Origin of the sequence: Arthrobacter sp. H-02-3 (genome assembly GCF_003097355.1) — a bacterium.
Classification (GTDB): domain Bacteria; phylum Actinomycetota; class Actinomycetes; order Actinomycetales; family Micrococcaceae; genus Arthrobacter; species Arthrobacter humicola.
On sequence record NZ_PYUI01000010.1, the window covers coordinates 129,120 to 148,672 of the forward strand.

14 protein-coding genes and 1 tRNA gene are annotated in these 19,553 nt (G+C 67.0%); 5 read left to right on the forward strand and 10 right to left on the reverse strand.

Annotation, left to right across the window (positions count from 1 at the left end; genetic code table 11):
• Positions 1-41: 41 nt before the first annotated feature.
• From C9424_RS11820 to C9424_RS11830, 3 genes are all read right to left on the reverse strand, one after another.
• Positions 42-587 (reverse strand): AMIN-like domain-containing (lipo)protein, encoded by a 546-nt coding sequence (locus C9424_RS11820; protein ID WP_442862031.1) that lies wholly within the window; start codon positions 585-587, stop codon positions 42-44.
• 360 nt (positions 588-947) lie between these two features.
• Positions 948-1,250 (reverse strand): DUF4193 domain-containing protein, encoded by a 303-nt coding sequence (locus C9424_RS11825; protein ID WP_090956868.1) that lies wholly within the window; start codon positions 1,248-1,250, stop codon positions 948-950.
• Between the two features lie 289 nt (positions 1,251-1,539).
• Positions 1,540-2,034: a GyrI-like domain-containing protein gene (locus C9424_RS11830; RefSeq protein ID WP_237563416.1), complete on the reverse strand. Its 495-nt coding sequence runs from the start codon at positions 2,032-2,034 to the stop codon at positions 1,540-1,542.
• A 380-nt stretch (positions 2,035-2,414) separates the two neighbouring features.
• Between C9424_RS11830 and C9424_RS11835 the strand changes: the two genes are divergently transcribed.
• On the forward strand, positions 2,415-3,986 hold the full coding sequence (locus C9424_RS11835; protein WP_237563417.1) for an APC family permease: 1,572 nt from the start codon (positions 2,415-2,417) through the stop codon (positions 3,984-3,986).
• Positions 3,987-4,271: 285 nt separating this feature from the next.
• Here the strand turns inward: C9424_RS11835 and C9424_RS21435 are convergent, their stop codons facing one another.
• The 5 genes from C9424_RS21435 to C9424_RS11855 all read right to left on the reverse strand — a co-directional run bounded on the left by C9424_RS21435 (position 4,272) and on the right by C9424_RS11855 (position 10,591).
• The gene (locus C9424_RS21435; RefSeq protein WP_161958225.1) at positions 4,272-4,445 is read right to left on the reverse strand and encodes a hypothetical protein; all 174 of its coding nucleotides are present in this window, start codon (positions 4,443-4,445) and stop codon (positions 4,272-4,274) included.
• A 475-nt stretch (positions 4,446-4,920) separates the two neighbouring features.
• The gene (locus tag C9424_RS11840; protein ID WP_116767017.1) at positions 4,921-6,747 is read right to left on the reverse strand and encodes a hypothetical protein; all 1,827 of its coding nucleotides are present in this window, start codon (positions 6,745-6,747) and stop codon (positions 4,921-4,923) included.
• 304 nt (positions 6,748-7,051) lie between these two features.
• Positions 7,052-8,914, reverse strand: coding sequence for a hypothetical protein (locus C9424_RS11845; protein WP_237563418.1), 1,863 nt, complete (start codon positions 8,912-8,914; stop codon positions 7,052-7,054).
• A gap of 467 nt (positions 8,915-9,381) precedes the next feature.
• Positions 9,382-9,458: transfer RNA gene (locus C9424_RS11850), tRNA-Thr, on the reverse strand.
• A 242-nt stretch (positions 9,459-9,700) separates the two neighbouring features.
• A complete protein-coding gene (locus C9424_RS11855) occupies positions 9,701-10,591 on the reverse strand; it encodes a DsbA family protein (protein ID WP_116767019.1) in 891 nt (296 codons plus the stop codon).
• A 180-nt stretch (positions 10,592-10,771) separates the two neighbouring features.
• Here C9424_RS11855 and C9424_RS11860 point away from each other — a divergent pair, with 180 nt between their 5' ends.
• From C9424_RS11860 to C9424_RS11875, 4 genes are all read left to right on the forward strand, one after another.
• Positions 10,772-12,292 carry an alpha,alpha-trehalose-phosphate synthase (UDP-forming) gene (locus C9424_RS11860; RefSeq protein WP_116767020.1) on the forward strand — a complete coding sequence of 507 codons (1,521 nt, stop codon included), beginning with the start codon at positions 10,772-10,774 and terminating at the stop codon, positions 12,290-12,292.
• A complete protein-coding gene (gene otsB / locus C9424_RS11865; RefSeq protein ID WP_116767021.1) occupies positions 12,282-13,118 on the forward strand; it encodes a trehalose-phosphatase in 837 nt (278 codons plus the stop codon). The genes C9424_RS11860 and otsB overlap by 11 nt, the downstream gene beginning before the upstream one ends.
• Before the next feature lie 276 nt (positions 13,119-13,394).
• Entirely contained in the window at positions 13,395-14,477 is a 1,083-nt protein-coding gene (locus C9424_RS11870) for an ABC transporter ATP-binding protein (protein WP_116767022.1), read from the forward strand.
• Positions 14,478-14,613: 136 nt separating this feature from the next.
• Positions 14,614-16,032, forward strand: a complete 1,419-nt coding sequence (locus C9424_RS11875) for a DUF4032 domain-containing protein (RefSeq protein ID WP_116767023.1) — start codon at positions 14,614-14,616, stop codon at positions 16,030-16,032.
• 46 nt (positions 16,033-16,078) lie between these two features.
• On the opposite strand, the gene C9424_RS11880 is transcribed toward C9424_RS11875, so the two are convergent.
• Together C9424_RS11880 and C9424_RS11885 are read right to left on the reverse strand one after the other, a co-directional pair.
• Positions 16,079-17,449: an FAD-binding oxidoreductase gene (locus tag C9424_RS11880; RefSeq protein ID WP_116767024.1), complete on the reverse strand. Its 1,371-nt coding sequence runs from the start codon at positions 17,447-17,449 to the stop codon at positions 16,079-16,081.
• A gap of 34 nt (positions 17,450-17,483) precedes the next feature.
• Complete coding sequence (locus tag C9424_RS11885) at positions 17,484-19,553, reverse strand: glycoside hydrolase family 13 protein (protein ID WP_237563419.1); 2,070 nt, start codon at positions 19,551-19,553, stop codon at positions 17,484-17,486.

The window sequence follows — 19,553 nt, forward strand, 5'->3', positions numbered from 1 at the left end:
CTGGCGCGCCTGCCGCTCAAAGCGGCCCGACGCCGTCGGACTTACCAGAAGTGCGCGACGTCCACCACGAGCCGTGAGCCGGAGCCCGGGCCGGGCAGGGTAAGGACCCGGAACGGCAGCCGCGCGCGGACCCCCAGCCCGAGGCTGCTGTAGCCCTCGAAGCTGCCCGCCCACGCCACCTGCCGGAACGTCTGGTACCCGGCCACGTTGGAGAGTTCATTCTTGTTCGCCGGGTTGTAGGTGGGGTTGCCGGCGTCGTCATAGGCCGGCGCGTTGACCGTGAGCTGAATGAAAGCCTGACCCCGGAGCGGAACCGGCAGCCCGGACCCATCCTGCACCACCTGGGGAACGTAGCGCACGGTGTAGCCAGCCACGGGGCCGTTGAGGTCAATGACCAGCCGGTCAAAACAGTAATGCTGTCCGGTCCGGACGTTGACCACTTTGGCCTGGCTCATGGCCGGATCCGTCTTGAGCAATGAACCCCATACCAGGCCGCAGTAGGGGTCCGCGGCGGCCGGGGATGGCGACAGCACCCCGAGGCCCACAGCCATCAGCACTGCCCCAAGCAACGCTTGGATCTTCTTCAACCGGGTCTTCTTGACCTGAGTCTTTTTCAAAGCCGCCACCCCCTGAAACTGGCTGAACAGCCAGCACGATCAGACCCTCTCAGCGTAGGCGTGCCCGAAGCGGCGGGCGAGGCCCTCGACCGTTTCGGCGCCCAACTGTTAAGGTGACGCGTTGCTGATCACGGACTGATGTCACCAGCGAAGGCCATGGCCTCATCGCAGGCCGAGCGGCGGTCCGTGCCGGGAACGGCGAAGCGCCGGCACCCTTGCGGGTCCGGCGCCTCAAGTTGCTTCACTGTGCCATCAGTCTTGGGCCATCAGTCTTGGGCCATCAGTGTTGTGTCAGCCGCTGCGGGGGCAGCCAGACTGCCAGCTGGTTCCTTAGCCTTCGCAGTCGCGGCAGTACTTCATGCCGTTCTTTTCGCGGGCCACCTGGGACCGGTGACGGACCAGGAAGCAGGAGGAGCACGTGAATTCATCGGACTGCTCGGGAACAACAATGACGGTCAGCTCTTCGCCGGACAGATCCGCCCCCGGAAGATCGATGCCTTCCGCGGTGTCGTTCTCGTCGACGTCGATCACAGCGGTCTGGGCGCCACCACCGCGGGACGCCTGGAGGGCCTCCAGTGACTCAGCGGGAGACTCTTCTTCTGTCTTGCGTGGGGCGTCGTAATCGGTAGCCATATCGGGGTTCACTTTCGTTGCTGCGCAGCGCCATTTCAGGCACCTCAGTGAAGCAGTTTAGGACATTATGCATGGAGTTGAAGAAAAGTGTGGCCAATCAGACACTATGAGTCATTGGCGGCACCGGAAGCCAGGGGGCGAAGCCCCTAAACGGCGCCCTAAACGGCGCCCTAAACGGCGCCCTAAACGGCGCCCTGAACAGCGCCGTGGACACGGCGCCAACAGCGCCGGCCGCTCGCTTCCAGACGCCGTTCCGGACATCCTTCCGGCGGTTGTTCCGGCGGGCATTTCAGGCGACCGGCCAGACAACGAGGGTCTGCCATTTTGCCGGGTCCGGTTCAGCGCCCGGATCGCTAAGGTAGTACTCCCACATTGCCTCCCCCGGACTCACTCCGTCTTCCCGCATCCGCTCCATGATCGCCCCGTAGGTGTGCTGCAGCGATTCATAGGAACCAATGTGCAGTGCCTCGTATGCCTGGCCGGCAGGGAGAGTCCCGGCCGTGACCGTCGTGGCCTCACCGCCGGCGTTTGTGAAGGGCGCGGCGAGCGGGAACCCCGCCTCGACGTCGACGACGTCGGTCGGCATCCCCCGATAGAGCGCGAACGGGGGTCCGGCCAGCTGGACATGCTGCGCCTGGACCGCGCCCGTGACGGCGCCGAAGGCACGGCCAAAGAAGTCACGGAGCGCGTTCATCGGGACGGTCTCGCGTACTACCGCCGTCGGCTGCTCCTTGAGTTGGGCGGTCTTGATGTCCGGAGCCGGCCCCGGGTTCATTTCAGTCATACGCCCAGAGTCTGCTGTGTCCATTCCATGGTCTAGGGCCTTACGGCCCGCGCCGCGGGGAGGGCTCGCCCGTGGCGGGCCGGCCCCGAGGGCCGGCCGCAGGCGCAGGTCTCGGCCCCGCCGCAGGTACACGTCCCGGCGCTGCCCTGCCGCAGGCACAGGCCAGCGCCGAATAAATAAATGAACTTTATTCATATTAGGTCTTGCCCCGCGCCGGGATCGCCCCAATACTAAATGAACACAGTTCATTTATGTGATGCCCGTCTCACTGGAGTAGCCATGATCGACATCTTCGACGCATGCCATCTCTTCGCCCGCGGCGGTGGCATCCACGGCATCACCCGACAGCAATCATCCGTTTCCCAGAAAACAGGTCACCAATGAGTCAAACTATCGGCCGCGAAGACGGCATCACCACCGCGCACGACGTCGTCGATCCGGCCGGTTCCAAGCACGGCATCACCGGCAAAGGACTCAAGGGCGGCCAGCTGGGCCTGCTCGCCGTCGTCGTCCTGGGCATTTCCTCCGTGGCACCGGCCTACAGCCTCACCAGTTCACTGGGTCCGGCGGTCGGCGCCGTCGGCCTGCAGCTGCCGGCGATCTTCATCGTCGCGTTCATCCCCATGATCCTGGTGGCGTTCGCCTACCGCGAGCTCAACGCCGATTCCCCGGACAGCGGCACCACCTTCACGTGGGCCACGAAGGCGTTCGGGCCGTTCGTCGGCTGGATGGGAGGCTGGGGGTTGCTGGCTGCCAACATCATCGTCCTGTCCAACCTCGCCGGCGTCGCAGTGGACTTCTTCTATCTCTTCCTGGCCCAGATGTTCAACAACCCCGACCTCGCGGACCTGACCTCCAACACGGCCGTGAACATCATTACGTGCCTCGTGTTTGTCGCACTCGCCGTCTGGGTCAGCTACCGCGGCCTGCACGCCACAAAGCTCGTGCAGTACACCATGGTCGGATTCCAGGTGCTGGTCCTGGGCCTCTTCGTCGTCATGGCACTCACCCACGCCGCCTCGGGTGACGCGGGCACCTCCATCGCCTTCAGCTGGGACTGGTTCAACCCGCTGAAGATCGGCAGCTTCGAGCAGTTCACCGCCGGCATGTCCCTGGCCGTCTTCGTCTACTGGGGCTGGGACGTCTGCCTCACCGTGAACGAGGAAACCAAGGGCGGCAAGGGCACGGCCGGCCGGGCAGGAACCACGACGGCGGTCGCCGTCCTGGCCCTCTACCTCGTCGCGATCGTGGCCACCATGATGGTAGCCGGCACCGGAACCGACGGCATCGGCCTCAACAACCCGGACAACCAGTCGAACATCTTTGCAGCACTGGCTTCCCCCGTCATGGGCCCGCTGGCCATCCTGATGTCCCTGGCCGTGCTCTCCGGCACCGCATCGTCCCTGCAGTCCACAATGGCCTCCCCCGCCCGCAGCCTGCTCGCGATGGGCCACTACGGCGCGCTCCCGCCGCGCTTCGCGACGGTCAGCAAGCGCTTCGGATCCCCCGGCTACGCCACGATCCTGGCCGGCGTGATCTCCGGCGGCTTCTACGCCGTCATGAAGGTGGTCAGCGAGAACGTGCTGAACGACACCATCATGGCCCTGGGCCTGATGATCTGCTTCTACTACGGCCTCACCGCATTCGCCTGCACGTGGTACTTCCGGCACAGCCTGTTCTCCAGCGTCCGCAACTTCTTCATGCGGCTCCTGTTCCCGGTAGTGGGCGGCCTCGTCCTCACCGTGGTCTTCTTCCAGACCGCTGTGGACAGCTGGTCGCCGGAATTCGGTAGCGGCTCGGAGGTCTTCGGCGTGGGCCTGGTGTTCATCCTGGGGATCGGCATCCTCGCCCTCGGCGTCGTGATCATGCTCCTCGCCTCCAAAAAGCATCCGGGCTTCTTCCGCGGCGAAACCATCCGGAAGGACACCCCCGCCCTGGTGGTTCCGGAGTAACCTCCGGATTTCCAAACCCGTACGGCCCTGCTCCCCGGACTCCGGGAGCAGGGCCGTACGTTTTTGTGCCTGCGTTGCCCTGCACCGCGTGCGCCGACCCGCCGTGTTGCGCCGGAAACGGCCGCCGCCTACCCTCCAAGCGCCGGTTTGGCGGTCAGGAACGAATGCGGCTCGACCGGACGACGACGCCGCCGATGATCCCGGCCAGTCCCAACGGTACGGCCGCCAGGGCGCCCATGTGAGGCAGCAGGCTGTCGCCGGCTATCAGGTTGAGCCCGGCGATGATCAGGGCCGGGGCCCCACCCAGATGGTGACCCACAAGGCATCGCCCCGGTACCGCGACCAGCCGACGGCGACCAGGCCCACCACGGCGCCGGCCAGAATGCACGTATTCCCGGTGCGGTCGATTTCGAAGGCATTGGTGACTGTTCCGAGGTAGAAGGTCTGCTCCAGACCCAAACAGAGCAGGACGAGGCCCGCGAGCGCGGCGACGGCCTAGGCGGTCCGGGCCGTAATGGATGAAACTTTCATGAGCCCTCCGTCTGTCTTCGGTGAACTGAAGCGTTACCGACGGGCTGTACCGCCATCGAACGGCAGGGTGAAGGACCCGCACGTTACTGCCTGGGATTTAGCCGTATTCCGCACGTAGCCGTACGTGTCCCTATCCGGATCATAAGCCGGGACGCTTCCGTCTGGGTGAATGCCGGCTCCCCTATTGGGCTCACGGCGTCGGTCAGTTGTCTCACAAGAATGGGCGAATCCGACGTCGGCTACCCCAAGCGGGCGGCCGGGCCCCAGGCCGGCACCTCCGCGGCAGGCTTAAGCACTCCCGCGAAGGCGATTCAGGCTGTTCTTTCATGGCTGCGCGGCAGCCGGGATGGACCGGGCAAAGTTCCCCGGACCACGTCATGCCGCGCGCCCGGGGAGCCGTGGGTTAGCTGGCGATTCGCGCCGCGCTGGTCCGGGAGACGGTCGTGTAACCGAACCGGGAGCCCGTGACGCGGACGGTGAGCTTGGTGCCCTTGTCGGCGGTCCGGACCTTGTAAGTCGACTCCGTGGCGCCGGAGATCGGGACGCCGTTGCGCAGCCAGCGGTACGTGAAGGCAGTTCCCCAGGACCAGGTGCCCCGGTTCACGGTCAAGACGTTCCCGGCCTTGACGGTGCCTTCAATCGTCGGGATGGCCGACGTCAGGGGCAGACCCGCCACCCTCGCCGAAGCGGTGAGCGTCTGGCCGTTGCCGCCCGATGTAGTCGGGTTCACGTTGACCGAGAGCTTCGTGCCGGCGTCGGCCTTCGCCAGGATGTAGCTCCAGCCGTCGGCCCCGGCGATCTGGACGCCGTCGCGCAGCCAGTGGACGTCCGAGGTGATCCCCGACCGGTCATACCAGGGGTCGGGAGTCAAGGTCACTTTCGACCCGACGGTCAGGGTCCCGCTAATGGCCCGCGTCGACTCACGCGCAGTCACGGGTTTGGGTGCGGTGACTTGTACCCAAGCGGTGGAGTAGCCGGGGGCGGAGGCGGCCACGAGGGCGGTGAGGGTCTTGCCCACTTGGGGCTGGTCCGGGGTGAACGTCGGGCCGCTGGACACGCTCTCCCCGGCCGAGGAGAACCAGTTGTAGGTGAATGTCAGCTTGTCGGAGGGTACGGACCAGGTGCCGGCCGACACCTTCATCACAGAGCCGGTCACGGAGTCCCCGGTCACGGCCGGCTTGGTGACGTTCGTCAGCTGCTTCAGCTCCCCGGCCGCCGGAACGGCGACCGCGTTGGAGTAGATGTGGGTGTCGTACCAAGTACCGGACTCAAGGACCAGGGTGTGGCCCTGGTCCTTGGCCGTGATCGTGTAGGTCAGCGCGGTGGCTCCGGAAATCGCGACGCCGTCGCGCAGCCACTGGTAGGTGTGCGGGCGCGGGCTGGAAGTCCAGGGAACATCATCAGCGGCGGTGAGGACGTCCCCCAGGCCGGTGCCGCCGGTGACCACGGCGCCGGGGGCTGGATCGAAGTCAGAAACCTTTCGCTGTTTAGAGGTCACGGTGGCCGGCGTGAACCCGGGCGCGTGACCCGTGACCCTGACGCTGAACAGCCCCGTTGAACGGCAGCCCCTCGGGTCGAACATGTCCGCGGTGGCACCCGGGATGGGCTTGCCGTCGCAGAACCACTGGTACTGGCGGTAGATGACCGGTGCGCCCTTAAAATTCGCCCCACCGGACACGAGGCGGCTGGGCCTATCCGGGTGGGTGTTAAATGAATAGATACCAACGTACCCCGCATACACGACAGACGGGACGGTGCCGCCGGCGTTCGTGACAGGGGCGGTTTTGGTGGACTGCAGGGTCGTCTTTGCATAGCTCGGTGCTGCCGCCGTGGTCTTGACCCGGATGCCCTTGCCGAGGTCCGCCGCGGTGAGCAGATAGGTGGGACCGGTGGCGCCCAGGACCGGCACGTCGTTGCGCAGCCACTGATGCGTGAGCGTCGCGTCGGCGGGATCCCAGTCACCGTCAACAACGGTCAGGGTGCTGCCGATCTGGAGGGCCCCGCTGATGCCGGGCCGCGGGCCGGCGACGGCACCGCCGTTGACCTGCACCGGGTACGGATGCCCGTCCGGCGCCGTGCAGAACCTGACGGAGTCGACCACCGGGCCGCAGGAGTCTGCGTTCGGAGTGGCCCACATTTCCTCATCGGCCTGCGCCGGAACGGCGAGGCCCGCAAGCGAGAGAGCGGCGAGTGCCCCGGCGATACCGAGACGAATGGCCTGTGTTTTCAATTGTTCCCCCAAGTCTTCGGGCCGGTCCCCCCGGGCCCATGATGATAGTAGCGCCCGGAATCGGTTTGCGGCTACGTCGCTGCAGGTCAGGGTGCAGGATTGATGGCCGTGGCCTCTTCGGTTCGCCCGGCACCAGAAGGTCGGCAAGGCCAGCCGGGTCGGCACCCGCAATGAGGAACTGCGTGCCGTCCTCCGCCACGACTACAGCTGAGCCGCGTTTCCACAGGGCCCGGGCACCCCGGCAAAGGAGGACCCGCCGTCACTGACGGGGTCCTCCTGCGTTGACGTCCGGGAAGGCCGCCAGTCAGCGGGCGAAGTACGCTCCGCTGGTCTGGGTGACGGTTGTGTAGCCGAGCCGGGAGCCCGTGACGCGGACGGTGATTTTGTTATCCCTGTCGGCCGTGCGGACCTTGTAAGTCGACTCCGTGGCTCCGGAGATCGGGACACCGTTGCGCAGCCAGCGGTACTTAAAGGCAGTGCCCGAAGTCCAGGTGCCGGGATTCGCGGTCACCACTGTCCCGGCCTTGACGGTGCCGGCGATCGTCGGCGTGGCCGAGCTCAACGCTGCAGCAGCCACCTTCGCCGAAGCGTCGACCGTCTGGATCTTTAGTGTCCGGCCGTCCAGCGTGGAGGTAACCCGGAGAGAGATTTTCTTGCCGAAGTCTGCCCCTACGAGGGTGTAGCGCCGACCGGTGGCCCCGGCAATCGGGGCACCGTCACGCAGCCACCGGCGGGACTCCTTCACCTCCGAATCACGGAAGGACCAGTCACCGGTGTAGGTGTAGAGCTCCATCCCCACGGTCGCGTTGCCCCGGATGGCCGGGGCTTTGGTCTGGGTCGGGTCCGGCGCGGCCACGGGCTTGGGCGCGGTGACCTTTGCCCAGGCGGTGGTGTATCCGGGAGCGGTGGCGGTCGCTATGAGCGTGACCGTCGTCCCAAGCTGGGTCATGTTGGGGGTGAACATCGGACCGGCGGCCGATACCTTCCCGTCCGGGGACATCCAGTAGTAGATGACGGTCAGGTTTTCGGCAGGTTCGGACCACGTGCCGGCCGTCGCGGTCATCGCCGTGCCAATCACGGCGTCACCGGTCAGGACAGGCTTGGTGACGTTCGTCAGCGGCTTCAGCTCAACCTTCGGGGGTGCCGGGGGTGCCGGGATGACGGTGCCCGCGGCCGGGGGGACGGTCACTGGGTTGGAGCTGGCCTCCGGTCCGCCAGACGTGGTCACCATCTCCAGGGTGTGGCCCTGGTCCTCGGCGGTGATCGTATAGGTCAGTTCGTTGGCGTCGGGAATTCGTATGCCGTCGCGCATCCACTGGAAGCGGTGCTCATTCCAATCGCTGGTGTTCCGGTCTGTGTGGTCAAACCAGGGAAGGTCGACAGCGGTGAGGATGTCCCCCACCTCGGTGCCGCCGGTGACCACAGCGCCGGGCGTCTCGGGGGTGAAGGTTCCGCGGCTGGCTGCGGAGGTCACGGAGACCGGGTCGAGGCCGGCGGCGTAGCCGGTGACGCGGAGGCTGAGCAGCCCCGTCGGGCCCCACGTTGTCCTATCAAATCTTGGGGCAGTGGCGCCAGGGATGGGCGAGCCGTCACGGAGCCACTGATACCGGAACTGGACGCCATTCGGGCCCCAGTCCCCCAGCTGGGCGACGACGACGGGCCAGTATTCGCCGTCTTCTGCGCCCAGGGGTTCGAAGCCTACAGACCCCGCCCGGACAGTCGGAACAGCGCCGGCGGCGTCCGTGATCGGCGGCGTCTTGGTCGACAGGGCGGTGGTTGCCTTGTACTCCGGAGCACGGCCCGTGGTCTTGACCCGGATGCCCTTTCCGAGGTCCGGCCTGGTCGGCCGGTACGTTGTACCGGTGGCGCCCAGGATCGGTACGTCGTTGCGCAGCCACTGGTGCATGAGCGTCGCGTTGGAGGGATCCCAGACGCCGTCGTAAACGGTGAGGGTGTTTCCGACCAGCAGGGCGCCCCCGATAATCGGCCGCGGGCCGGCAACCGGGGTGTTGACCATCACCGGCTCCTGGCTCCCGTCCGGCGCCGTGCAGAGCTTGATCGAATCAACGATCGGGCCGCAGGACGGCACGAAGCCTGCGTGCGCCGGAACGGCGAGACCGGCAAGCAATGCGGTGAGGGCCCCGGCGGCGCCGAGACGGATGGCCATCTTTTTCAATTGTTCCCCCAGGGTCTTCGGGCCGGTCCCCCTGGCCTCTTGATGATAGTAGCGCCATGACTTCTATGCCCCGCTATGTTGTTGCAGGTCAGGGGCCGGGATGACGGAGTAGTCTTCCACCGACCACAGGTTCAACGTCACCATCATCGAAACTGGCACAGACTCTTACCGCCTCTCCCACACCAGAAAACAACAGCTGTCGGACTGATGCACAGGGTGCGGTATCTGCCGCCTAGGGTAGGCCTAGCTTGCTCTCAGCAGGACTTCGAAGGAATCGCGTGTTGACGGCATTCGGTCCCCCGGGACTTGCTGCTTGTCTGCATATTGTTTCTACGCCCCCAGATGCGCGACGGGCGGCATCGGTACTCCTGCAAAGCGTGTTGTAGGCGTGTCGTGCTCCGTTTTTGCACACAAAAAACCCCTCCGTCCGGGCAAAATAGCCGGAACGGAGGGGTTCGTGGGGCCCCCTGTCGGATTCGAACCGACGACCCCCGCTTTACAAGAGCGGTGCTCTGGCCAACTGAGCTAAGGAGGCATTCCTGCGGCCCGGCCTACCCACATCAGATGCAAAATGGGGCAGATATCAGGACGCTAGACAAGGGTAGCCCACCGACGCCCGGTGAGAAAAACGCGCAACGCCCCCGCCGCGAAGCAACGGCCAACGCGACGGCCACCAGGAAGGCCCGGCCCCCGAGAAAATCCGGGGCCGGGCCTCGACTGCGGGCCTTTAATAGCTGCCCTCAACAGCCGCTTCAACTGCGGCCGCGTGATGTCCGGTTACTTCTTGGCGTCGACCGCGGCCTGGAGGTACTGGTCGAACGGGGTCTGGGCGCTGTCGCCGACGCCCCACTGCTTGCCTTCGACGAAGACGGTCGGGGTTCCGGTCACGCCGATCACCGCGGCCTCCTGGGTGGTGTGCTTAACCCACGGACGGAACGTCTTGTCATCCACGCACTGGTCGATGCTCTTGGCTCCGACGCCGGTGGCCATCTTCTTCAGCTCGGCATCGGAGAGCCCGGCGCTGCCTTCGGCCGGCTGCTTCGCGTACAACTGGTCGAAGAAGTCCGAGTACTTCTCCGGGGACTCGTTCACGACGCAGGCTGCAGCGGCGGCCGCGCGGGAGGAGTAGTTGGTGGTGGACCGGCTGTCGAGGAAGCCGAGCGGGCGGTATTCCACCGTGATCTTGCCGTCATTGCGCAGCTTGGTGAGGGTCTCGTTGTACTGCGTCTCGAAGTTTTTGCAGACGGGGCAGATGAAGTCGACATAGAGGACCACCTTGACCGGCTTGCCGGCCTCAGCCTCGGCGCCCGGGGCCGTAACCGGCGACGGCGGCGTGGCCGGCGCGGCGGGGAGGTCGGACAGCTTCACCGTGGCCGGATCGGTCTTGGCAACCTGGTTGTTCGCCAGCAGGGTGACGCCGCCGTGGATGTTGCCGTTGGCCGGGGTGGGCCCCTCGTCGGCAACCGGGGCGTTGTTCTTGATGTTGGACGTGACAACCAGCGCCACAATCACGATGATGGCGACGACGGCGGCAACAATGCCCCAGCCGATCAGCAGCTTGTTGCGCTTGTCCTTTTTCAGCTGCGCCTCGCGGATCTCACGGGCTTTCTCGCGCGCCGCAGCGGTGCGCTCTGCCTTAGACTGTCGGGGTTCGTTTGCGGGGCTCATTGGTTCCTCGGGTCGTTCGGCCAGGGGCGGTCCACTCAGTGGCAACTTCATCATTTTAGGGGAGAAACCCGAGAACTTGCGCTTTCAAGTTTCCCTCCGCCTGCCCAACGGACGAATAGCCCGGAAGATTCCGTACAGCTAGGGTTGATAGACAGCCACGAGCGAGCCCAGGGGGCACCAATGGAAGCAACGGACAGCGCCGATCACGGCGCACGAGACACCACTGAAGCGGCGAATACAGCCACCGACGGGGCAGCAACCGCTGCCGGAGCGGGGGGCCAGTTCGACTTCATCGTAGTGTCCAACCGGCTGCCCGTTGATCGTTGCTCTCCCGAGGACACGGGCTGCGAGGACGGCTGGCGCCGTTCCCCCGGCGGACTCGTGACGGCACTGGCTCCCATGATGACCAAGACGGACGGCGCCTGGGTGGGCTGGCACGGCGCGCCCGATGAAACGGTCAAGCCCTTCAGCCACGGCGGCATCGACCTGGTCCCGGTCCATCTCAGCACGGCCGACATCGAACTTTTCTACGAGGGCTTCTCCAACGCCACCTTGTGGCCGCTGTACCACGACGTGATCGCCCCGCCGGAGTTCCACCGCACCTGGTGGGACTCCTACCGGAAGGTCAACCGGAGGTTCGCCGACGCCGTCGTTCACCACGCGGCCGAGGGGGCCACCGTGTGGGTGCAGGACTACCAGCTGCAGCTGGTCCCGAAGATGCTGCGGGAGGCCCGGCCGGACCTGAAGATCGGGTTCTTCAACCACATCCCGTTCCCGCCGCCGGAGATCTTCGCGCAGCTCCCGTGGCGCCGGGCAATCATCGACGGCCTGCTGGGCGCGGACCTCGTGGGCTTCCAGCGCAGCAGCGACGCCGGGAACTTCATGCGCTCCGCCCGCCGCTTCCTAGGCGCCAGCGTCAAGCAGCAGCAGGTGCACGTCAAGGGGAACGACGGTGACACCACCCACATCGCCCGCGCCCAGGCCTTCCCGATTTCCATCGACGTCAAGCAGATCAGCGAACTGGCGCGGAAGCCGGAAGTCATTGAGCGCGCCCGCCAGATCCGCCGGGACCTCGGGAACCCGAAAACCATCCTTCTCGGCGTCGACCGCCTCGACTACACCAAGGGCATCCGCCACCGGCTCAAGGCCTACGAGGAGTTGCTCGCCGACGGCAAGGTCACCGTGCAGGACGCAACCCTGATCCAGGTGGCCAGCCCCAGCCGGGAACGCGTGGAGCAGTACCGCCTGCTCCGCGAAGAAGTCGAGGGCACCGTCGGCCACATCAACGGCACCTACGACACCATGGAGAGCACCGCCGTCCGCTACCTCCACCACAGCTACCCCATCGAGGAGATGGTGGCGCTGTACCTCGCCGCGGACGTCATGCTGGTCACCGCGCTGCGCGACGGCATGAACCTCGTGGCCAAGGAATACGTCACCGCCCGGACAAACAACGACGGCGCGCTGGTGCTCAGTGAATTTGCCGGCGCCGCCGACCAGCTCAAACAGGCCCTGCTGATGAACCCGCACGACATCGACGGCCTCAAGGACACCATCATGAAGGCCGTCAACATGCAGCCGGCCGAGTCCTCCCGGCGCATGCGCGCCATGCGCAAGCAGATCCTGGATCACGACGTCGACCTCTGGTCCTCGGACTTCCTGGCCGCCCTGGCCGAAAAGGTGGTGCGCGATGACTCCTGATGCCACCGGCAGGAATTCAGACACCAGTAATTCAGACACGGCCCCGCTCTCCCTCTCACCCGAATTGCTCGAGGCGGTGCGCCGTATCGCCGGCACCGAGCAGCTACTCGTGGCGATGGACTTCGACGGCACCATGGCCCCCCTCGTGGACCATGCGGCCGACGCCCGCGCCCTCCCGCGTTCGGCCGCGGCCTTCGCCGAGCTCACCGGACTTCCGCGGACGACGACGGCGCTCATCTCCGGGCGCGCCCTGGACAGCCTGCGGGCCGTTGCATCCCCGCCGGAACACACCCTGCTGATCGGCAGCCACGGCGCCGAGGTCTGGATGGGCCCCGGCTCTTCGGAACTGATGCTCGACGACGCCCAACGGAAACTCCTGGCCGAAGTCCGGAAGGAGCTTGAGGGAATCGTCGAACAGGCCCCCGGGACCCTGCTGGAAGACAAGCCGGCCGGCGTCGTCCTCCACACACGGCTGGCCGCCGACGACGTCGCCGAGGACGCCGTCGCCGCGGCGCGGGCCGTCCTGCAGGACCGCAGCGGCGTCTTCCTCAAAACCGGCAACCGTGTTCTGGAGACCTCTGTGGTGCACGCCTCCAAGGGAGAGGGCATCGCTTTCCTGCGGCAGGCCACCGGAGCCACGGCGGTGGCCTTCGCAGGGGACGACACCACTGACGAGGACGCCCTGGCCAGCCTCATCCCGGGCGATCTCGGCGTGAAAGTCGGGCTTGATTTCACCCGGGCCGAGTTCCGGATCGAGTCGCCGGTGCACGTCTGCGAACTGCTCGAAGCCCTCCTCCGGGAGCGCAAACGCGCCGTCGGGGCCTGAACCTCAAAGCGCCGGGGCCACGAAAAACGGCCGCCAAGCGGGCCTGGGTGGGCAGCATCACATGTGACATCCGTAACTTTTTGGCCCAATTGCCACAAATCTGACATACTCTGTTTGTGATGTGGCGCACAGCTACCGTGCGGCGTCACTGGATACTCCTCGGCTTCGGCCGAGGAGTATGCGCATGAAAACCCACAATTGAATTAACAACTGCATAAAAAGACCATTCACTACGGATCGTCCGGCACGTACCTGCCGGTGAAGGGATTGATAACTGTGGCTACAGTTACTTTTGATAACGCAACACGTCTGTACCCGGGCACCGATAAGCCCGCTGTTGACAAGCTCAACATTGACATCGCCGATGGCGAATTCCTGGTCCTCGTTGGACCCTCCGGCTGCGGAAAGTCGACCTCCCTGCGCATGCTTGCAGGTCTTGAGGACGTCAACTCCGGCCGCATCCTGATTGGCGATCGTGACGTCACTGACGTTCCGCCGAAGGACCGCGACATCGCCATGGTGTTCCAGAATTACGCCCTGTACCCGCACATGACTGTCGCGGACAACATGGGCTTCGCGCTGAAGATCGCCGGCGTCAGCAAGGAAGAGCGCGCCGAGCGCGTCCGTGAAGCCGCCAAGCTCCTGGACCTCGAGCCGTACCTGGACCGCAAGCCGAAGGCACTCTCCGGCGGCCAGCGCCAGCGTGTTGCCATGGGCCGCGCAATCGTGCGTAACCCGCAGGTCTTCCTCATGGACGAGCCGCTGTCCAACCTTGATGCCAAGCTGCGCGTGCAGACCCGCACCCAGATCGCATCCCTGACCCGCCGCCTGGGCGTCACCACGGTCTATGTGACCCACGACCAGGTCGAGGCCATGACCATGGGCGACCGCGTCGCCGTGCTGAAGGACGGCCTGCTGATGCAGGTCGACACCCCGCGCAACCTCTACGACAAGCCGAAGAACGTCTTCGTGGCCGGCTTCATCGGCTCCCCCGCCATGAACCTCCTCGAACTGCCGGTCGTCGACGGCGGCGTGCAGTTCGGCGGGACCGTCTACCCGGTCCCGCGCGACGTCCTCGAAGAGGCCCACGGCCAGACCGTGACCCTCGGCTCCCGCCCGGAAGACCTTGAGACGGTCGCCCAGGGCGAAGGCCTCCAGGTCGAGGTCGACGTCGTCGAGGAACTCGGCGCCGACGCCTACGTCTACGGCCACACCACGCTGGACGGCACGAGCCACGACATCGTGGCCCGCGTCGATGGTCGCCGCCCCCCGATGAAGGGTGAGTCCATCTGGGTCCGCCCGCAGTCAGGCCACGTGCACCTGTTCGACACCAAGACCGGTCTGCGCCTCGGCGACTAGTCCCCACCGGCCCCCTAGGCTGCAACCGACGGCGGTCCTCCCCCAGTGGAGGGCCGCCGTCGGGCTTTAACTGCTCCGCGTTAGGCGCGGCACCATAAACACGGAAGAATTGACCCATGACCGAGGAAAACCCCACATGACCGAGGAAAACAGTGCCCAGTGGCACGACGAGCCCACCGACTACGGTCAGATCGGGAAGCTGCCCCGGTTCGAGGCCGCCAGCGCCAATGATGACAAGGCCTCCATGGCGTCCAGTTCGCTGAGCATCACGGCCGCGGCCACCGAGCCCGAGCTCCTGGACCTGCCCTGGCACATCGCCCTCGAGGACTGGCCGGCAGAGTACCTGGCGGCGCTGCCCCGCGGTATCTCGCGGCACATCGTGCGCTTCGCCCATCTTGGCGGGTCGGTCATCGCCATCAAGGAGACCTCGGAGCACGTCGCCCGCCACGAGTACCACATGCTCCGCAAGCTCGCCCGGCTGGACGTGCCCTGCGTGGAGCCGGTGGCCGTCATCACCGGACGCACCACCCCCGAGGGCCGGCCGCTGAACCCTGTGCTGGTCACCCGGCACCTGAAGTTCTCGATGCCCTACCGCGCGCTCTTCTCCCAGATGCTGCGCAAGGACACTCTGACCCGGCTCATCGACGCCCAGGCGCTGCTGCTGGTCCGGCTGCACCTGATCGGCTTCTACTGGGGCGACGTCTCGCTCTCCAACACCTTGTTCCGCCGCGACGCCGGTGCCTTCGCCGCCTACCTTGTGGATGCCGAGACCGGCGAGCTGTACCCGGATCTCTCCACCGGGCAGCGCGAGTACGACCTCGAAATCGCCCGGGTCAACATCGCCGGGGAGCTCATGGACCTCCTCGACGGCGGCCTGATCGAGGAAAAGGTCGATCCCGTGGCCACCAGCGAGCTCATCATGGACAGCTACCGGCGGCTGTGGACCGAACTGACGGCCAAGGAGTCGTTTGAGATCGGCGAGCGCTGGCGGGTGGCCGCCCGCATCCGGCGGCTCAACGAGCTCGGCTTCGATGTCGAGGAATACGCCATCAAGACCACGCAGAACGGCTCCACCATCCAGCTCCAGCCGAAGGTCGTCGACGCCGGGCACCACCAGCGCCGGCTGCTGCGCCTGACCGGCTTGGACGCCCAGGAGAACCAGGCACGCCGGCTCCTGAATGACATGGACTCGTTCCGGGCCGACAACAACCCGGGCATGGACGAGGAATACAGCGCGCACCTGTGGGTCAGCCAGATCTTCGAGCCGATCGTGCGGGCCATCCCCCGCGACCTCTCCGGCAAGCTTGAGCCGGCCGAGGCCGTGCACGAGGTCCTGGAGCACCGCTGGTACATGTCCGAGGCGGAGAACCGGCACATCCCGCTGGCCGAGGCCGTACAGTCCTACATTGACAACGAGCTCCGCCACCGCCGGGACGAGGCCGCGATCATGCTCAACCCGGACACAGGGCTGCTCAAGATCCTCGAGGTGGAAACCGAGGAATCACGCTACGGCGCCGACGAATCCATCGCCGAATACCCGGACTCCGACGACTAGGCTACGCGCCTAATCCCAGCGCCGGGCGCGTTATGGCACGGGCGGGCTAAATCGCCTTTCCGGGGTTCAGGATCCCGGCCGGGTCGAACAGCTCCTTGATCCGGCGCTGCAGCTCACGCACCGGTTCCTTCTGCTCCAGGCCAAGCCAGCGCAGCTTGTACTGCCCGATCCCGTGTTCGCCCGTGATGGTGCCCCCCATGGCCAGGGCCACAGCAATGGACTTGTCCAGGGCGGCGCCGAGCCGGGCCATGGCATCGGCGTCCACGGCGTTGTCCACGCGCTCGATCCAGAAGGTGGGGTGGAGGTTCCCGTCGCCGGCGTGGGCCACGACCTTGAGCTGGACCCGGTGCTCGGCCGCGATGGCCTCAAGCTCTGCGACGTAATCCACCAGCCGCGAGCGCGGCACAGCCACGTCCTCGCCCACCCGGTATTCGTCATCCACCTCGGTTCCGCGGCTGTTGCGGCGCAGTTCGACAAGCTGCTCTGCCTCGGCGTTGGCTTCCATGGTCACCACCGCTCCCCCGGCGGCGAGGACCGGACGGATGGCCGCGGCTTCGGCCGCCGCGCCGAAGCCGTCGGTCTGGATCAGCAGCAGGGATGCCCCGCGCGCCGCCAGGTCCGAGCCGTGGATGTCGTCGAGCTGGGCGAGCGAGCCGCCGTCGAGCAGTTCCATGATGGCCGGCTGCACGCGGGCCTTGCCGACCGCCAGGACGCCGGCCGCGGCGCTGCGGAAGTCCGGGTAGAAGGCGGCGATCGTATGGACCTCGCGCGGCAGGTACTTCAGCCGCACGGTCACCCCGACCACGATCCCCAGCGTCCCCTCCGAGCCGACGAACAGCCCCGTGAGGTCGTAGCCGGCGACGCCCTTGAACGTCTGGTGGCCGGTGTGGATCAGGGTGCCGTCCGCGAGCACGACGTCGAGGGCCAGGACCGAGTCCCGCGTCACCCCGTACTTCGCACACCGCAGCCCGCCCGCGTTGGTGGCCACGTTGCCGCCGATGGTCGACATCTTGAAGCTCGCCGGATCCGGGGCGTACATGAGTCCGTGGTCGGCGGCGGCGGCGTTGAGGTCCGCGTTGATGACGCCGGGTTCGACGACGGCGGTCTCGTCATCCGGGTTGAGGTCCAGGATGCGGTTCATCCTCTCGAGGCTGAGCACCACGCAGCCCTCGATCGCGTGGGCGCCGCCGGAGACGCCGGTACCGGCACCGCGGGCCACGAGCGCGACACCGCGGGCGGCGCAGGCGCGCACGGTGGCCTGGACGTCGGCCACCGATTCGGCGCGGACCACGGCCTGCGGGAGCTGGTAGTCCAGGACGGGTGCCTGGTCCACGGCGTAGGCGGCCAGGGTGGCGGGGTCCACGGCAATTTTCGCCGGGCCCAGGGCAGAGGTCAGCTCGTCGATGATGTTGCGCATGCGGTCTCCAGTTCGGTCGAATCCGGCTCCCAGTCTAAGACTGCGGGGCCGGCACCCGGGTCCCCGGCAGCACCCACGCGGCGGCCGCCGGGCCCAGGGTGCAGATCAGGGCACTTCTGCCAGCCCCGTCCGCCCTGATCTGCGCGGTAGACGCTTCCAGTTCCGGTGCCTGTCCAGTGCCGGTCTCCCTGTCCGTGTCCGTCTCCGCCTCCGTCGCCGTGTCCGGGCTCAGCGTCACGCTGACCCGGGCCGTCGCGTATGCAGGCGGCTGGCCCAGGGCCGCGAGCTGGGTGTCGGCGAGCGCGCCGGGCGCCAACCGAACCCCGGCGCCGGCCCGGGCCACCACCACCAGCACGGCGCTCTGCGCGGTTTCGCGCACAAACGCCAGGACGTCCCCGTGGGCGTACAGCCAGCGCACGCCGCCGTCGGTGAGTGCGGGCTGTTCCCGGCGCAGCGCGCTGAGGGCCGCGTAGTCCGCCCGCAGGTCGGCGGGGATGCGGCCGGGGTCGTTCCACGGCATGGGTGTCCGGGAGAACTCCCCGTTGTCGCCTGTGAGCCCGAATTCGTCCCCGGCGAACAGCACGGGAACCCCCGGCAGGGTGAACATCAGCAGCGCGCCGAGCCGTTGGCCGCCGTCGATCATCGCGGTGGCCGCCCGTGCGGTGTCATGGCTGTTTAGGGCGTTCATGTTCTGCCGTCGCACGTCCCAGCTGAACGCGGAGGCGAGGTCCAGGTGTGTGGCCAGGAAGTCCTCGGCGCCGGTCCGGTTGGGCCCGGGCAGCGGGGTGCCGAAGAAGTTCACGTGCCGGGCGTCCCCGGCCAGCCAGGACCACAGCGGACGGGTGAAGTTGGAGTAGGTCATGGCGCCGTGCCAGTGCTCGCCGCTGAAATCGGGTGCGGCGTCGTTGGTGGCCTCGGCGAGCAGCGCGGCATCCGGGTTGATCGAGCGGACCCGGTCCGCGATCAGCCGGGCGACGTCCTGGTTGAGGTCCGTTCCGCCGAGCCTCCCGGTCATGTTGCCGACGTCGATCCGCCATCCGTCCAGGTTGAACGGCGGCCGCAGCCAGCGCGCCACCGGGGAATCGTCGTCCAGGACGAATTTCTCGCGCAGGCCGCGGGAGGCCCAGTTGAGTTTGGGCAGCGACGGGACGCCGTACCAGGCCTCGTACTCCGTGTGCTCGGCGTTGAAATAGTAATACCCGGCCTCCTCCGAGGCAGGGTCCGCCAAGGCGCGCCGGAACCATTCGTGGGCGGCGCCGGAGTGGTTGGCCGTGAGGTCGCCCATGACCCGCAGGCCGAGGGCGTGCGCGGCCTCGACCAGTTCCACGAGGGCTTCGTCCCCTCCCAGCAGCGGATCCACGCAGCTGAAGGTTGCGGCGTCGTAGCGGTGGTTGGAGCGGGCCGGGAAGAACGGGGTCAGGTAGATGACGTCGGCCCCGAGGGCCTGGATGTGGTCCAGCCGTTCGGTGATGCCCCGGAGGTCGCCGCCGTAGTACTGGTAGGGGGTCTGCGGGCCTGCGCCCTCCACGGGGGTGTCGTCCCAACTGCACGGCACGGCCCAGTCGGGGACCTGGCGCGCCGGGCCGAGCGCGGACGCGGAGCGGGCGAAGCGGTCCGGGAAGATCTGGTACATCGTGCCCCGGCGCAGCCATTCGGGCCCGGGCCGGAACGTCGTGAGGCGGAAGTCGGCGTAGTCGGAGACGTCGCGGCTGAACAGTCCCTGCGCGTTCAGGCTCCAGTACCGCAGGCTGCCGCCGGCTTCTGCTCCGGTTCCGGCGCCATCCGCATCGTCTTCGCCGGCGGCACCGGCGGGGACTTCCAAGAGGAAGCGGTAGCGGGCCACCGGGTTGGTCACCGCCGTGGCGGCCTCCCACCAGACCCAGCCGTCGGCCTCGCCGAGGGCACGGGCGGGATCGTAGCGGGGCTCGCCGTCGTGGATTGACCGGAGCCACACCTTGGAGGCCTGCCCCCAGCCGGCGGGCACGCGGAGCCGCAGGCGGATCTCCGCCCCCAGGTCCGCGCGCCCCGGCGCGTGGAGAGCCGAGCCGTCGTGGTGCGGCAGGGGGCCCGTGCCGCCCGGCAGCGTCATGCCCGTCCCGTGCAT

Coding starts and splice junctions, on each gene's coding strand:
- C9424_RS11885 (WP_237563419.1), bottom strand. CDS start 19,553: ATGCACGGGACGGGCATGACGCTGCCGGGCGGCACGGGCCCCCTGCCG.
- C9424_RS11825 (WP_090956868.1), bottom strand. CDS start 1,250: ATGGCTACCGATTACGACGCCCCACGCAAGACAGAAGAAGAGTCTCCC.
- C9424_RS11880 (WP_116767024.1), bottom strand. CDS start 17,449: ATGCGCAACATCATCGACGAGCTGACCTCTGCCCTGGGCCCGGCGAAA.
- C9424_RS11845 (WP_237563418.1), bottom strand. CDS start 8,914: ATGGCCATCCGTCTCGGCGCCGCCGGGGCCCTCACCGCATTGCTTGCC.
- C9424_RS11855 (WP_116767019.1), bottom strand. CDS start 10,591: ATGAGCCCCGCAAACGAACCCCGACAGTCTAAGGCAGAGCGCACCGCT.
- C9424_RS11835 (WP_237563417.1), top strand. CDS start 2,415: ATGAGTCAAACTATCGGCCGCGAAGACGGCATCACCACCGCGCACGAC.
- C9424_RS11875 (WP_116767023.1), top strand. CDS start 14,614: ATGACCGAGGAAAACAGTGCCCAGTGGCACGACGAGCCCACCGACTAC.
- C9424_RS11830 (WP_237563416.1), bottom strand. CDS start 2,034: ATGACTGAAATGAACCCGGGGCCGGCTCCGGACATCAAGACCGCCCAA.
- otsB (WP_116767021.1), top strand. CDS start 12,282: ATGACTCCTGATGCCACCGGCAGGAATTCAGACACCAGTAATTCAGAC.
- C9424_RS11860 (WP_116767020.1), top strand. CDS start 10,772: ATGGAAGCAACGGACAGCGCCGATCACGGCGCACGAGACACCACTGAA.